Here is a 15,293-nt window from a genome sequence, read left to right as displayed (position 1 = left end):
TGTTTCATTAAAAAGTTATTGTTGAATAAATCATGCAGTGTTTATTTCGGTGCCCAAGCTGGCTCACGAACTTCACCTTGTTCACTTGGTAAGTTCATGCGGAAACGACCATCTAAAGACATGATCGAGAGCAAACCACGGTTTGCTTCACGTGTTGCATACACGACCATTTGACCATTTGGTGAGAAGCTTGGGGATTCATCTAAACTAGTTGGCGTTAAAATATTGGTTACACCAGAACCAATGTCTTGAACCGCAACTTTATAGTTACTACCGCTAGGACGATGTACCAAAGCTAATTTTTTACCGTCCGCACTTAACGTACCACGTGCATTGAAAGCGCCACGGAAAGTTAAACGTTTTACACTTTCAGCACTTAAGTTGTAGGTATAAATTTGTGGAGAGCCACCACGGTCAGAGGTAAAAATAAATGATTTACCGTCAGGGGCATAACGTGCTTCTGTATCAATCGCTGTGTCATTGGTCATGCGTTTTAATTGGCGAGTCTGTAAATCCATTTGATAGATTTCAGGATTGCCATGCATTGAAGCGGTAAACAACATCGATTTACCATCAGGTGAGAAGCTTGGTGCACCATTTAGACCACGGAAACTTGCTACTTTTTCACGGTTACCACTTGCTAAGTCTTGGATGTAAATTGCAGGGCGCTTGGTTTCAAAAGAAACATAGGCTAGCTTTTTCGCATCAGGCGTCCACGCAGGGGAAAGGATTGGATCTCGTGAAGTCAAAATCGTACGGGGTTGTTCACCATCTGTATCTGCAATTTGTAGGGTATAGCGCTGATCTGGTGTTGCTGCATTACGCAATACATAGGCAATACGGCCGCTGAAGTCACCTGGAATGCCAGTTAAAGCTTGATAGATCGCATCACTGATCATATGCGCTGCTTGACGGTAACGTGAAGCAGGTACAGTGAGTAGTTCATTTAACAGGTATTGTTTTTTTTCAACATCATACAGTTGGTAGTGAATTTCATAAGAGCCATCAGCCGTTGTTTTTGATGTACCTGTCACGACATAGGGTACGCCCGCAGCTTTCCATGCTTCTGCATTAGGTGAATTTATTGTTGCAGTTGCAGGTAAGTTTTTAGAGGCACTGGTAAATTTACCTGAGCGGTTCAAGTCATTTTCAACCACTGGATAAATATTTGAGTCATTACTAAAAGGCACGATCGCAATTTTAGGTGCTTCTTCAGGAGCTTTAGTGATTTCGAGGTGAAGCTGCGCATGCGTTTGAGTCACTAAAACTGGGCTCAAAGCAGTGAATACGGCTAAGCAAAGAAGATGTTTACGCGTCATTTCCATCATTCGCTAATTACTCTAAAAATGTGAGTTATTGTCTGTATTTGGTTGTGTCACATAATGGCATGATTTTGGATTATTAAAAGCATGAAAATATGACTGAACTGTTATAACACTGTGAAAAATGCAGAGATTTTATTCGAGTTCACTGAAGTTTATCTTAAAATTGGTGCAGACAACATCACATTTTGAATTGGAAATGATAATTCTATATAGTTGAAATTTAATTTTTGAATCAAATGTTTAGAAGAAATAAGTAGCTCTTGATTAGGCTGAGTTAGTAAAACTTATATATATGTCATTTTATGAAAAGTGTCGACCAAATAGAATTTGTTTCATTCAAAAAATCAGTGAATGAACCCATCTAATCAATAAATTTTCCAAAGTTTGCCATATTCAGAAGAAATATAAAAAAATCCCCGCAATCAATGCAGGGATTTATCAAACTTAATTTGAAGATCTAAATGTAGAGGTAAAGCTTTGTGCTTCACGTCTAGCATCAGGGTCGCTTGGCATTGGGTACGGTGCTGCAGCACGAACCGCGGCTTCAATACTGGCTTTCATATCAGGGTCACTAGAGTTCACAATAACTGATCGGACTGAACCACTTTCTGATAATGTCACCCGAGCAGTTGCCGATTTACCCGCAGAGTCAGAAGGTGTGTCCCATGCACGACGGATTTTATTTTCAAAATCTTTCTTTGCAGTAGATGCAATCTTCTTCGCTTCAGCCTTTTTCTGTGCGGCTTCTTCAGCTGCTTTTTTAGCTGATGAAGCTTTGGCTTCTTCGGCTGCACGTTCGCGTGCTTCGGCATCGGCTTTAGCCTTTGCATCTGCCTTGGCTTTTGCATCGGCATCTGCTTTACGTTTTGCAGCTTCTGCATTGGCCTTGGCTTTCGCATCAGCATCTGCTTTACGTTTTGCAGCTTCTGCATTGGCCTTGGCTTTCGCATCAGCATCTGCTTTACGTTTTGCAGCTTCCGCATTGGCCTTAGCTTTGGCATCAGCATCTGCTTTACGTTTTGCAGCTTCCGCATTGGCTTTAGCTTTTGCATCGGCGTCTGCTTTACGTTTTGCAGCTTCTGCATTGGCCTTAGCTTTTGCATCAACATCTGCTTTACGTTTTGCAGCTTCTGCATTGGCCTTGGCTTTCGCATCAGCATCTGCTTTACGTTTTGCAGCATCCGCATTGGCCTTGGCTTTTGCATCTGCATTGGCTTTTGCCGTTGCTGCAGCTTTGGCTTTGTCAGCTTCTGCTTTTCTTAAAGCATCGGCACGGATTTTTTCAGCCTTGGCTTTGGCATCAGCATCTGCTTTACGTTTTGCTGCTTCAGCATTGGCTTTCGCCGTAGCATCTGCGTTTGCTTTTGCCTTGGCCGCATCCGCTTGGGCTTCTTGTTGTGCTTTTAGTTTTGCAGCTTCAGCCGCTTTAGCTTGTTCTTGAGCACGCTTTGCATTGTCCGCAGCTTTTTGTTCAGCAAGTTGTTGTGCTTTTGCCGCAGTGAGTGCCTGTTGAGCAGCAATCTGTGGATCTGCCTTAGGTGGTTCTGCTGGCTTAGGTGGTGCAGCCGTTGGAATCTCGGGTGCTGGTTCAACGCTAGGTTCTGCTGTTTGCGTGATTTGTTCAGCTACATTTTCATGCGCGGTTTCATCAAACTCAGTGACTTCACGTGTTACAGGTTTTAAATCTTCCGGTTTTACCAAAACAGTGGTTATTTTTTTAGGGGGCTCAGGTGGTTTACTCATGCCAAGATAAAGTAAGCCAACCACAGCGACGATATGCACACCTAGTGTGAAACCAATCGCAACGGCTTTTTGTTTAAAAGGCGGCTTGTTGAAATCTTTCATAAATTATTTTAATGGCTCAGTCAGTAAACCTACTTGTGTTAAACCTGCATCTTGAAGGGCAGACATGAGTTTCATGACTTCACCATAAGGACGAGATTCACTGCCGTTAATTAGGACACTCATTTGCTTTTTCTGTTCGTTCGCTTCATTTTGTGAAACGGTTAAAACAGATTTTAGTTCATCGAGTGTGAGTACATCATTTTGATGATTTTTATCTTCGAGTTTGATCGTACCATCCGCCTCAAGTGTAACAATCGCAGGGCGATCTTCCGCTTGCATAGGCGTGCCATTCGCCTGTGGTAAGTCGACTTTGACACCTGTGGTGATCATAGGTGCAGTGACCATGAAAATCACCAATAGAACTAACATGACATCAATATATGGTACGACGTTCATGTCACTTTTTAATGGTTTTTTGATGCGCTCAAAGCGTCCAGAACGTTGAATAGCCATTAGTCATTGTCCTGAGTTGAACCTACAGACTGGCGTTGTAATAACGCAACCATTTCTTCGGCAAAAAGAGCACGATCGTTATAAACGGCTTCACCTTTGGCTGTAAAATGGTTAAATGCTAGTACAGCAGGAATTGCCGCAAAAAGACCAATGGCCGTTGCAATCAATGCCTCTGCAATACCAGGAGCAACCGTAGCAAGGGTGACTTGGTCAACATCTGCTAAACCAATAAAGGCGTTCATAATGCCCCAAACGGTACCGAATAAACCGACATAGGGTGCAACCGAGCCAATACTCGCAAGCGCGCCTAAACCATTTTCTAAATGTCCTTGGTCACGGCTTAAACCCACACGAAGAATACGTTCTGTACCTTCAATTGATTGTTCTGCGCTGGCATTACGTTTTTTAAGTTTGAAAAACTCGCCTAAACCTTGATAGAAAACATCTTCAAGGCCAACACGTTTCGAGTTGAGCTGAGCATTGTTGTATAAAGTATTGAGTTCGGCGCCAGACCAAAATATTTTTTGGAAATGTTCATCGTCAGCCTGCGCTTTTTTATAACTCATGTGTAACTTGGCAATCAGATACCAACTGAATAACGAAGCTAAGAGCAGCAGGAGCATTACCAGTTGTACGACAGGACTTGCTTGTAAGATGAGGTCTGAAACTTTGAGTGTTGATTCTAGTTGAGTTGCCATAGTTACTACATGTGCCAAATAATTTTTTTAATCTTGTTCCAATTCTTTCAGAATCAGTTCACGTATTTCATCAGGAAGGCGACGGGGTTTCATCTCTGCACTGATACATGCCAATTCTACCTCACCTGATGCCAGCATAATATCACCACGATAAATATTTTGTTGCAACACAAATGACGTAGCCTTACACGAAACTACACTTGCTGTAACAGTAATCAGGTCATCCATTAATATAGGGCGTGAATATTTCACATTAATTTTATGAACGACAAAGTTATAATCTTTTTGATGCCAATAATGGTCTACACCTGAAGCGCGTAGCCATTCTGTGCGGGTACGTTCCATAAAGCGAATATGATTTGCATGGTAAACAATGCCACCTGCATCTGTATCTTCAATATATACACGAATGTTGAATTCGAATTTATTCGCCATGAGAGTGTTCCGTCTTTATAAAATCTGAAAAATATTGGTCTGCACTTCAGCAAAGAATTAGAGCATTTAAAAATGGCGATAATTCAATGACTCGTCAAGTGCTTCAATGACGGGCAGTTTAGCACCGTGAGTCATCAGTCCAATGGCACAAGGTTTCAACTCACGTAAATCTTTAACTTTCGTAGTTGTCCTTATTGGTTAAAAAAGAGACTACTTTTAATTTGTTTGTTCATCTAATTTAAATTTTGCATCGACAAAATCCTGTAGATGAGCTGCTAAATATCCCGCAATATGAAAGTGAGTTTCTTCCATTTTCTTATTCTGTTGCTTTGGGAGTAATGCCTTTAAAGATTCATACATATACGTTAAGCAGCAAAAGCCAAGGCCAATAACTAACATAAGTAAAAGTTTATTAGCTAGATCTATCCAGAAAAACACATAAACGAGTATGACTAAAGCAAAGAATGAGAGGCTGAAATAAAATGTATTAATTTTTGCTGGCTTAAAGTTTTCCTTGACCAAAGCTTGTACGTCGTCGTGATAGTACGTCCCAATAAAAATGAGGGCAGAAGTATAGTTGAAGCTCAGGTTTTTTATACGATATGCAGAAGGCGATTGTTTAATAGTTAAGATATTATCTTCACTTACTTCTATGGTTTCTTTGCTAAGAATGTTTTCACATTCGACAGTGATAAAATAATTGTATTCGGTGTGGAATAAGCTTTCAAAATCACTCATTTGTTTAGGGCTAAATGAACTGATGGGTTGTTCTCTGGGAATGTTTTCAATGGCACTGTCTAATGGAAGGTTTTGAATGTATTCGCTATTAATTTTGTTAATTATTCTATTCTCAAGATTTATCATTTTAGTTTGCTGTTTGTAGTGGATTGAATTTATTTAAAAATTTAAATAAACATTCAGGGAGAATTTAACTCCCCGAAGTCGTTCAGTGAATAATCGTCTATTTATCTTTCGGCTCTGGTGGTGTCATACCAAACTGTAAATAAGCCATATTGGTGGCAATACGTCCACGCGCAGTACGCATGACATAGCCTTGCTGAATGAGGTAGGGCTCGATTACATCTTCTAGCGTCCCTGAGTCTTCTGCCATAGCAGCAGCTAGAGCTTCTACACCTGCAGGGCCACCATCAAAACGCTCTAGTAGCATTGATAAATAACGGCGGTCTAGCGTATCTAAACCATCTTTATCGACATTTAGCATGTCCAAAGCACGTTGAGCCATCTCTTGGGTTACTTCACCTGTGCCTTTGACTTGCGCATAATCACGGACCCGGCGTAATAAACGGTTGGCAATACGTGGCGTACCACGTGCACGGCGTGCAACTTCTTGAGCACCTTCGGCGGTCATGGGCACATCCATCAAGTTGGCAGAACGAGTCACAATATGCGTTAAGTCTTTGACAGAATAGAACTCTAAACGTTGTACGATACCGAAACGGTCACGTAAAGGAGAGGTCAGTAGGCCTGCACGAGTCGTCGCTGCAACAAGAGTGAAGGGTGGTAAATCCAGTTTGATCGAACGGGCAGCAGGGCCTTCACCAATCATGATGTCGAGTTGGTAATCCTCCATCGCTGGATAGAGAATTTCCTCGATGACCGGTGAAAGACGATGGATCTCATCAATAAATAAAACATCACCTTCTTCGAGGTTGGTTAGCATTGCAGCTAAGTCACCTGCACGTTCAAGGACGGGGCCTGATGTTGATTTTAAGTTGCCGCCCATTTCACGGGCAATAATATTGGCCAGTGTGGTTTTACCTAAACCCGGTGGGCCAAAAATTAAGGTGTGATCAAGTGCTTCTTCACGGCCACGTGCAGCACCGATAAAGATTTCCATTTGTTCACGGACGACAGGCTGCCCGATGTAGTCATCAAGGGATGTTGGGCGAATGGCACGGTCGAAGTGGTCTTCGGGTTTTTCTGAACCACTGATAAGACGGTCTTGCATAATTATTTAACTAATCTCTATATCGTTGTGGAAGAATCACAGCCTCAAAAAGCGATTGAACTTTAAATGCCATTGTATAGGCGATTCTCACTTTTGACTGGGCAAAAGTGACAAAACCCATTTGTTAAACTGATGCTACGTCCTTGTAGCACAGTTTAACGGCGACATCCTTGTCGCCTGCGTGATTCACATACTGTCTATAGCTCTAAAAGGCAAAGGATACAGTGCTCATTAGAAACTAAAATTATTTATTCATCGACTTTAATGCAGCACGGATAATGTCGCTGGCTTCAGTATAATCAGCTTTGACGGCATTAATCAGTTTTTGTGCTTCAGCAGGTTTATAACCTAAAGACTGTAAGGCCGCTTCAGCTTCGGCTACGGCAGAGTTGCCCGTAAATTGAATTTGTTCAACAGTTGAATTCGTTGGTGCAGTGCCTGAAGCCATGGCTTTAAAGCGATCACGTAACTCAATCATGAGGCGTTCAGCGGTCTTTTTGCCTACACCCGGAACTTTGACTAAAGTGTTTACATCTTCATGTTCAACCGTGTGAATCAGCATTTCAACACTTAATGTTGATAAAATGCCCAGTGCCATTTTTGGCCCAACACCATTTACTTTAAGTAAAGTACGGAAAATTAATTTTTCTTGTGGGTTACTAAAACCATAAAGCAGTTGTGCATCTTCACGAACAGCCAGATGTGTCCACAGGGTAATTTTTTGACCTTTTTGTAGTTGGCAAAATGTAGAAAGTGGGGTGTCAATCTCATAGCCCACACCATTTACATTGAGTAATACTGTTGGTGCTTCCAATGCCAGCACTTCGCCAATTAAACATCCGATCATGTCATTTATTCACTTTATTTCAGTTTAGTCTGAGCTATTTGCTCAATTTCAATTTGTTGTGAGATTAGCTTGAAGGCCAGCGAATTACTAGCCTTCACATTTTTTCAGCTTTAAAAGAAACCAACTTTATTGCCTTGAAGTTCTTGTGCAAGGTTATAAGCCTGATGGTCTGAAAACTTAGAGATGATATCGAGTACTTGCATAATATTGTCATAATGCGACATACCAAAATGTGCTCCTGAACGATGTAAAATAGACATCAATCGTTGCTCTTTAAAGCTCAAAGTTTTATTGGGCGTGGTCAGTGGAATAAAGGCATCCAAAATATTTTGCAAACTTTGGTGTGCAATGATTTCCAAACCTGCCTTATGCGGATGTTCAAAGATTTTATCACGAGCCAGTTCTTTAGCACGGTTAATCCCGATTTCAATATCTTCACTGCAATATTGCAATAAACTGCCTTTAAGTTGGCCAGACAAAATTTCATTATGATGACGTGCAAAAGCTGTCGTTACTTCTTCAACCAAACGCTTCATCACACGGCCACGCAAAGCGGCAATTTTCTGCTGCCAAGTGGTATCGGTCATCGCTAATTCGGCAGGTATGCCATAGTCACCGACCAAATCAAGGAAAATTGGCTCAACTTCCTTATAGTTCAACATGTTGAGGATAATGCCATCTTCAAGATCAATTAAGGCATAACAAATGTCATCTGCGGCTTCAAGCAAATAGGTCAATGGATGACGGCAATAGTGATATTCGCCCAGTTGAATTAAACCCAATTGTTCTGCAATTTGCTGCAAGATTTCTTTTTCTGCTTGATAACAACCAAACTTTGCACGTTGACTCGCAGGTTTATTGCCTTGCGATGCAATGGTTTTTGAAAGCCACGGGTATTTTAAATATGCACCTAAAGTTGCATAGGTTAAACGCATACCACCATCATTCGGGTGATAGTCAATTTTAGTCAGTAAACGTAAGCCTTGTGCATTACCTTCAAACTGACGCACATCGGCTTCTTCTTCAGGGCTTAAGTCCTGTAAAAAGTTGGTATGTGATGCATCATCAAACCATTCTCGAATGGCATATTCGCCTGCATGGCCAAAAGGCGGGTTGCCAATATCATGTGCTAAACAAGCGGCTTGAATAATCGCACCAACATCGGCAGGTGAAATCCACATCGGGAGTTCATCTTTAATTTTTTCCGCTGCCAACATCCCCAATGAACGTCCAATACAAGACACTTCTAAAGAGTGCGTCAGGCGAGTATGAATGCCATCATGTTGGGTGAGGGGATGGACTTGGGTCTTGCGGTTTAATTGTCGAAAGCTTTGCGAAAAAATAATGCGGTCGTAGTCTTTGTGGAAGGGGCTACGTGCCTGTTCAGAACTGTGTTTATTGCTACCAATACGAACTGTAGAAAGAAGTTCAAGCCAACGCATTTGAGTCATTTATCATTATTCAATTATTACTTGAATTGAATAATGCCAAACTTAGCAGAAAAGCACTAGTGTGGGGCGACACAACTTGTCTTAAAAGATGTATGAGTGATTTGCCTTAATGAAATGCAAAACAAAACAGAAATTTAAAAAAGGGCTGTTAGTATAGATGGGCAAATTTTACCTTTTATCCCATTTTTTAATTTTCAATGAGAATAATTTAAATGTATAGAAAACAATTTCTTCCTACATTGACTGCACTAAGTTTGGGCGTGACATTTTTTTTGTCAGGCTGTACAAGTTTCAATACAGAAAAAAATATAACGAAAGTGCATCCAAACCAAAATGTTGCTGCATCAGAAAATAGCATGATGCATCATTTACAAACATTTGAAGAAATTGCGGAACAAAATGGTGGCAATCGTGCAGTAGGTACAGCAGGTGGATTGGCTTCTGCACAATATATTCTTGAACAAGCCAAGAAAGCAGGCTTGCACGCGCAAATGTTGCCATTTGAAAATCGAGAAAAGACCGTTGGGCAAAATATTGTGATTGAGATTGAAGGGCAATCCAAAGATACCGCTGTGATTGTCGGCGCACACTATGATTCGGTGAAAATGGGGCCTGGGATTAATGATAATGCTTCAGGCGTTGCAGTATTGTTAGCATTATTACAAGACTATGCGAAGCAAAAGGTAAAACCTAAACACACACTATATCTTGCTTTTTGGGATTCGGAAGAGGTTGGTATTGCAGGTTCACAAGTTTTTGTGAAATCACTCAGTGAGAAACAGCTTCAAGGCATTCAAGCCTATATCAATGTTGATATGGTGGGAACAAAGAATCCGAATATCATGATTGCCGATGGAGACCATTCATCAATTGGAGAAATGGCGGCACAGTTTAAAGCCAATGGACTTGCACAAAGTGATTATCAGCCAATTTTAGACAGCATGAGCCAATTACCTAAGCACCCGCAGGATGCTGCATTAGAACAAAGTATGCGTCAATATTTTAAAACCAATAATATGCAGATTAAAGATGATGTAACGACTTTAACAGCAAGCGATACTTTGCCATTTTTAGGGAAAGTTCCCGTTACTTCACTAATTTTATTTAATGAGCAAATGAAAGGTGATGAACTCGAATTTGCACCGTGCTACCACAAGGCTTGCGATACGATTGATGGTGTAGATGTAAACTCACTGAACTTAGTCCTTAATGTAATTCAACATCTATTGTCAGATTTGAATAAATAAAATGTTTCAATTTCAAATGTGAATTGATTTTAGTCTTTTATAAATTTCAGGTTTAAATCTCACACATTTAGACCTGAAATTCATTTTCAAATATGGTTTTAAAGCTTGATTAAAAAGTGAGTTGTTGTTGAAAAATAAAACATTTTTCTAGTTTGAATATTATTCTTAGGATGAAATGAAAAAATCAGATAATTTTGTGTTAATCTGTGCGACTAAATTCAATTTTATTATTTAAAAATAAAAGTATTATTGCCTAAACTTCCCGATATAAGCACTACAATTTCACTTTCACATCTAGCTGATTTAACTAATACACAGTAGAATATGCGCTCTCTCAAGTCACATTGTGGCATGGTCTTTTCGATCATCCCGTGGAGCCAAAATCAGCATGTTTATCGTTGCCGGTGCACCTGCACATTCTTCATTTAAGAAAACTCAACTATTATCACGTTTAACGTCAATTAGTTCTGTTCAATCAATTGAAAGTCAATGGGTTTACCTTTTTGACCAAGCGCTCAACGAGCAACAACAGCAATCCGCTTTACAGCTTCTCAACGATGGTCAATCTTTTGAATTGCACCAAGCAGCAAGTGACGAAGTCCAAATTTTAGTGACGCCACGTGTTGGAACCATCTCTCCGTGGTCGTCTAAGGCAACAGACATTTTTGCCAACTGTAATACACCGGTTCATCGCCTTGAACGCGGTGTTTTATTTACTTTGAAGGGTGTAAATGCTGTTTCTGATGAAGTAAAACTAGCATTACATGATCGCATGACAGAAAGCGTTTTCAATGCTATTGAAGATGCTGCGGCACTTTTCTCTGAAACTGAACCAAAGCCTTTAAACTCAATTGATATTTTGGGTCAAGGTAAAGAAGCGTTGGTGAAAGCTAACTCTGAATTTGGTTTTGCGCTTTCTGATGAAGAAATCGATTATTTAACCGATGCTTTCACAAAAATGGGTCGCAACCCGCATGACATCGAATTGATGATGTTTGCCCAAGCGAACTCAGAGCATTGCCGTCATAAAATCTTTGGTTCTGAATGGACAATTGATGGTGAAGTTCAACCATTGTCATTGTTCCAAATGATTAAAAACACCTATAAAGAATCACCTACAGATGTATTGTCGGCATATAAAGACAACGCTTCTGTAATAGTTGGTTTTGACACACAGCGTTTTTATCCGAAAAAAGACGAAGAAACCGGTCATCACGTTTATAAATACAAGAGCCAAGCCGCGCACATCCTGATGAAAGTGGAAACCCACAACCATCCAACAGCGATTGCGCCATTTGCAGGCGCTGCGACAGGTTCAGGCGGTGAAATCCGTGATGAAGGCGCAACAGGCCGTGGCGGTAAGCCAAAAGCAGGTTTAACAGGTTTCACTGTTTCTAACTTGAACATTCCGGGCTTTGAACAGCCTTGGGAAGAGAACTACGGCAAACCATCTCGTATGGCATCTCCACTTCAAATTATGATTGAAGGCCCATTGGGCGGTGCAGCGTTTAACAACGAATTCGGCCGTCCTGCGTTAAACGGTTACTTCCGTACATTTGAACAAAATGTAAATGGTGATGTAAAAGGCTTCCATAAGCCAATTATGATTGCCGGTGGTTACGGTAACATCCGTCCTGATCATGTAGAAAAAGATGCGATTCAACCAGGCGATTTACTGATCGTACTAGGTGGTCCTGCAATGCTGATTGGTTTAGGCGGCGGTGCAGCGTCTTCTGTAGACAGCGGTAAGTTGGGTGAAAACCTAGATTTCGCTTCTGTACAACGTGAAAACCCAGAAATGGAACGCCGTTGCCAAGAAGTGATTGATGCGTGCTGGCGCATGGAAGATCATAACCCAATCGTGTCTGTACATGACGTAGGCGCGGGCGGTATCTCAAACGCAATGCCTGAACTTGTGAACGATCACGAGTTAGGTGCGGTACTTGATCTGCGTAAAATTCCATCGCTTGAAAAAGGCATGTCTCCAATGGAGATTTGGTCGAATGAAGCGCAAGAACGTTATGTATTGGCCATCCGCCCAAGCTCATTAGAATTATTTGAATTACTGTGTGCACGTGAGCGTTGTCCGTTTGCGGTATTGGGTGAAGCGACTGAAGCGCGCCATTTAACCGTTGAAGATCCATTGTTTGAAAACAAAGCTGTGGATATGCCAATGCAAGTGATGCTTGGCGGTACACCACGCATGAGCCGTTCATACGAAACCATTGAACGTAAAGGCGATGACTTCACTGCTGAAACAGTAACAGATTTGAAAGATGCGATTTACCGCGTTCTTAAGAATCCAACTGTTGCATCTAAATCGTTCCTCATCACCATTGGTGACCGTTCGATTACAGGTATGGTTGCACGTGATCAGTTCGTCGGTAAGTGGCAAGTGCCTGTAGCGGATGCTGCAGTAACAACGACTAGCCTTGTTGGTTATACAGGTGAAGCGATGGCAATGGGTGAGCGTCCACCAGTTGCGTTGTTGAATCCTGCTGCTTCTGCACGTTTATCTGTAGCAGAATCAATTTCAAACATCATGTCTGCAAAAATCGACCAGATCAGTGACATTAAATTGTCTGCAAACTGGATGGCTGCAGCAGGTCAACCGGGTGAAGACCAAGCGCTATTCGAAGGCGTTAAAGCCATTGGTATGGAAATGTGTCCTGCACTAGGTATCGCAATTCCTGTAGGTAAAGACTCATTGTCTATGCGTACAACTTGGAATGATGACGGTGTTGATAAATCTGTAACATCTCCTATGACAGGCGTGATCACTGCATTTGCACCTGTGACTGATGTTCGCAAAACACTTACACCTGAACTTAAAAATATCGAGTCTGTACTGGTACGTATTGATTTGTCTAAAGGTCAGTTCCGTCTAGGCGGTTCGATCCTTGCTCAGGTTTATAAAGCAATTGGTTCTGTAACACCTGATGTAGACAGCTTCGATGACTTCAAAGCATTCTTTGCATTGGTTCAAGACTGGAACAGCCGCGGTCTAATCAAGGCTTACCATGACATCGGTGATGGCGGTCTGCTGGCAACTGTTGCAGAAATGATGTTTGCTTCACGCCTAGGTGTAGCACTTGAAGATCAATCTACTGCAAGCTTGTTTGCAGAAGAAATTGGTGCAGTGCTTCAAATCAGCAAAGCGGATTGGGCTGCATTAGAAACTGAAGTCGCTGCATCATCAATTGAAGATGCAATTGCAGTAGTAGGTACTGTAAATGATACAGATACTTTAATTGTAAATGGTTTGAGCTTAGACCGTGCTGAATTACAGCAAGCATGGACTGAAGTGTCTCATCAAATCCAACGTCTGCGTGACAACGTAGAAACTGCGGATCAAGAATATGCATTAATCGCGGACAAATCACATGCAGGTTTAATTGCAAAACCAACATTTGATTTGAACGAGCCAATCGAAGCACCGTACATCAATGAACGCCGTCCAAACATGGTGATTCTGCGTGAACAAGGTGTCAATGGTCATGTAGAAATGGCTGCTGCATTTGATAAAGTTGGCTTCAACACTGTAGACGTACACATGAGCGACTTGCTTGCTGGCCGTATCAGTCTTGATGACTTTGAAGGTTTAGTCGCATGTGGCGGTTTCTCTTACGGTGACGTATTGGGCGCAGGCGGCGGTTGGGCTAAATCTGTATTGTTCAATCCTAAACTTCGTGACCAATTTGAGAAATTCTTCAACCGTGATGAAACTTTCTCTCTAGGTATTTGTAACGGCTGTCAAATGTTGTCTCAGCTTGCACCATTAATTCCGGGTGCAGAAGCTTGGCCTCGTTTCCACCGCAATACATCTGAGATGTTTGAAGCACGTGCTGTAAACGTACGCGTTGAAAAATCAAACTCTGTATTGTTAGAAGGTATGGAAGGTTCGATTCTTCCAATCGCTGTTGCACATGGTGAAGGCCGTGTAGTTGCTAGCGCGGAAAACATTGCAGCATTGAATGCTGGCGATCAAGTGATCTTGCGTTATGTAGACAGCCAAGGCAACCCAACGCAGCATTACCCAATGAACCCGAATGGTTCGCCAGAAGCAATTTCAGGTGTAACATCTAAAGACGGTCGTGCAACGATTATGATGCCGCACCCTGAACGTAACTTCCGTGCGATTCAGCATTCTTGGAAACCAGAAGATTGGGATCAAGACGGTGCTTGGTTACGTATGTTCCGTAATGCACGTAAATTTATTGGTTAATCTTAGATAGATGAATAATAGAAAAGAGCTGCCTTCGGGTGGCTTTTTTATGGTTAAAATTTACCAAAAGATATATTAATTATTGTGAATGCTTGTTTTTACACATATAATCGCTTTCGATTTTTAACCACCTGCGGGTGGTTTTTTGTTGGTTTTAAATTTTTATTTCTCCCACTGAACTTGGTTTAGATTTTGCTTTTATATTTGTGGAAACATGCTAGTGTGTAATTTATGCACAATAACTAAGCAAGATAAAAGACAGCAAGATAAAAGAAAGATGGATAACTAAACGAGTTCAGTATCAACACTCATGATGAGGTGATGACATGATTAAAACAGCAGAATATTCGGCAGTGGATAAATCTGCGCTGCGTAAAAAGGGCTGGAAGCTTTTTGGTGCAGTGGTGTGTTTGCAGTTGGTGTTTTTAGTTTTGGGTTATGCGTTGCAGATGTAATATTTGAAATATAGAAACCGCCGTGAGGCGGTTTTTTATGTAAACTAATGCATAATTAAAAAACTGCAAAAATTAATAATGAGCTTTAAACAATTTGTATTATTAAAAGATATAAAAATATTTTTACTTTTAGGCTTTATGTTTCCGTCAACATTGTTAAGTGGGTGCTTTCCTATTTTAAAAACGAAGCATCCGAAAATTAATATAACTGTTATCAATAGACTTCCTTCATAAATCATTTTTCAATCAATTTAATTGTTTATCTTTCACCCAATCTAAATTGTATATGCCAGCAAGTAAATTAAACCGCAGGTTTAATCGTTTACGACGATTTCTATATACA

Annotated in this window: 12 protein-coding genes; 3 read left to right on the top strand and 9 right to left on the bottom strand. The window is 41.1% G+C overall.

What is annotated here, in order from left to right:
* Positions 1-41: 41 nt before the first annotated feature.
* The 9 genes from tolB to FTT85_RS11110 form a co-directional block, all read right to left on the bottom strand.
* Positions 42-1,325, bottom strand: a complete 1,284-nt coding sequence (tolB, locus tag FTT85_RS11150) for a Tol-Pal system beta propeller repeat protein TolB (RefSeq protein WP_171319182.1) — start codon at positions 1,323-1,325, stop codon at positions 42-44.
* 444 nt (positions 1,326-1,769) lie between these two features.
* Positions 1,770-3,170: a cell envelope integrity protein TolA gene (gene tolA, locus FTT85_RS11145; RefSeq protein WP_180102934.1), complete on the bottom strand. Its 1,401-nt coding sequence runs from the start codon at positions 3,168-3,170 to the stop codon at positions 1,770-1,772.
* Between the two features lie 3 nt (positions 3,171-3,173).
* On the bottom strand, positions 3,174-3,623 hold the full coding sequence (gene tolR / locus FTT85_RS11140) for a protein TolR (RefSeq protein ID WP_180102935.1): 450 nt from the start codon (positions 3,621-3,623) through the stop codon (positions 3,174-3,176).
* Entirely contained in the window at positions 3,623-4,321 is a 699-nt protein-coding gene (tolQ, locus tag FTT85_RS11135; RefSeq protein WP_078192037.1) for a protein TolQ, read from the bottom strand. The genes tolR and tolQ overlap by 1 nt, the downstream gene beginning before the upstream one ends.
* 27 nt (positions 4,322-4,348) lie before the next feature.
* A complete protein-coding gene (gene ybgC, locus FTT85_RS11130) occupies positions 4,349-4,756 on the bottom strand; it encodes a tol-pal system-associated acyl-CoA thioesterase (RefSeq protein WP_078190367.1) in 408 nt (135 codons plus the stop codon).
* 216 nt (positions 4,757-4,972) lie between these two features.
* Entirely contained in the window at positions 4,973-5,620 is a 648-nt protein-coding gene (locus FTT85_RS11125) for a hypothetical protein (RefSeq protein ID WP_180183558.1), read from the bottom strand.
* Between the two features lie 97 nt (positions 5,621-5,717).
* Positions 5,718-6,725, bottom strand: a complete 1,008-nt coding sequence (gene ruvB, locus FTT85_RS11120) for a Holliday junction branch migration DNA helicase RuvB (RefSeq protein WP_168378058.1) — start codon at positions 6,723-6,725, stop codon at positions 5,718-5,720.
* A gap of 244 nt (positions 6,726-6,969) precedes the next feature.
* Positions 6,970-7,572, bottom strand: a complete 603-nt coding sequence (ruvA, locus tag FTT85_RS11115) for a Holliday junction branch migration protein RuvA (RefSeq protein ID WP_180183557.1) — start codon at positions 7,570-7,572, stop codon at positions 6,970-6,972.
* A 110-nt stretch (positions 7,573-7,682) separates the two neighbouring features.
* On the bottom strand, positions 7,683-9,023 hold the full coding sequence (locus tag FTT85_RS11110; RefSeq protein WP_180129311.1) for a deoxyguanosinetriphosphate triphosphohydrolase: 1,341 nt from the start codon (positions 9,021-9,023) through the stop codon (positions 7,683-7,685).
* Between the two features lie 212 nt (positions 9,024-9,235).
* Between FTT85_RS11110 and FTT85_RS11105 the strand changes: the two genes are divergently transcribed.
* The 3 genes from FTT85_RS11105 (at position 9,236) to FTT85_RS18735 (ending at position 14,950) form a co-directional block, all read left to right on the top strand.
* Entirely contained in the window at positions 9,236-10,270 is a 1,035-nt protein-coding gene (locus tag FTT85_RS11105) for a M20/M25/M40 family metallo-hydrolase (protein ID WP_373886887.1), read from the top strand.
* Between the two features lie 388 nt (positions 10,271-10,658).
* Positions 10,659-14,495, top strand: a complete 3,837-nt coding sequence (purL, locus tag FTT85_RS11100) for a phosphoribosylformylglycinamidine synthase (protein WP_180183556.1) — start codon at positions 10,659-10,661, stop codon at positions 14,493-14,495.
* A 326-nt stretch (positions 14,496-14,821) separates the two neighbouring features.
* Positions 14,822-14,950, top strand: coding sequence for a KGW motif small protein (locus FTT85_RS18735; protein ID WP_257223017.1), 129 nt, complete (start codon positions 14,822-14,824; stop codon positions 14,948-14,950).
* Positions 14,951-15,293 lie beyond the last annotated feature (343 nt).

The sequence above is a fragment of the Acinetobacter sp. YH01020 genome (genome assembly GCF_013420275.1).
Lineage (GTDB): Bacteria > Pseudomonadota > Gammaproteobacteria > Pseudomonadales > Moraxellaceae > Acinetobacter > Acinetobacter amyesii.
This window is presented reverse-complemented; position numbering and strand designations above follow the sequence as displayed.

Excerpts from the sequence above, each read along its gene's own strand:
- tolB (WP_171319182.1), bottom strand. The coding sequence starts at position 1,325 with ATGGAAATGACGCGTAAACATCTTCTTTGCTTAGCCGTATTCACTGCT.
- tolA (WP_180102934.1), bottom strand. The coding sequence starts at position 3,170 with ATGAAAGATTTCAACAAGCCGCCTTTTAAACAAAAAGCCGTTGCGATT.
- tolR (WP_180102935.1), bottom strand. The coding sequence starts at position 3,623 with ATGGCTATTCAACGTTCTGGACGCTTTGAGCGCATCAAAAAACCATTA.
- tolQ (WP_078192037.1), bottom strand. The coding sequence starts at position 4,321 with ATGGCAACTCAACTAGAATCAACACTCAAAGTTTCAGACCTCATCTTA.
- ybgC (WP_078190367.1), bottom strand. The coding sequence starts at position 4,756 with ATGGCGAATAAATTCGAATTCAACATTCGTGTATATATTGAAGATACA.
- FTT85_RS11125 (WP_180183558.1), bottom strand. The coding sequence starts at position 5,620 with ATGATAAATCTTGAGAATAGAATAATTAACAAAATTAATAGCGAATAC.
- ruvB (WP_168378058.1), bottom strand. The coding sequence starts at position 6,725 with ATGCAAGACCGTCTTATCAGTGGTTCAGAAAAACCCGAAGACCACTTC.
- ruvA (WP_180183557.1), bottom strand. The coding sequence starts at position 7,572 with ATGATCGGATGTTTAATTGGCGAAGTGCTGGCATTGGAAGCACCAACA.
- FTT85_RS11110 (WP_180129311.1), bottom strand. The coding sequence starts at position 9,023 with ATGACTCAAATGCGTTGGCTTGAACTTCTTTCTACAGTTCGTATTGGT.
- FTT85_RS11105 (WP_373886887.1), top strand. The coding sequence starts at position 9,236 with ATGTATAGAAAACAATTTCTTCCTACATTGACTGCACTAAGTTTGGGC.
- purL (WP_180183556.1), top strand. The coding sequence starts at position 10,659 with ATGTTTATCGTTGCCGGTGCACCTGCACATTCTTCATTTAAGAAAACT.
- FTT85_RS18735 (WP_257223017.1), top strand. The coding sequence starts at position 14,822 with ATGATTAAAACAGCAGAATATTCGGCAGTGGATAAATCTGCGCTGCGT.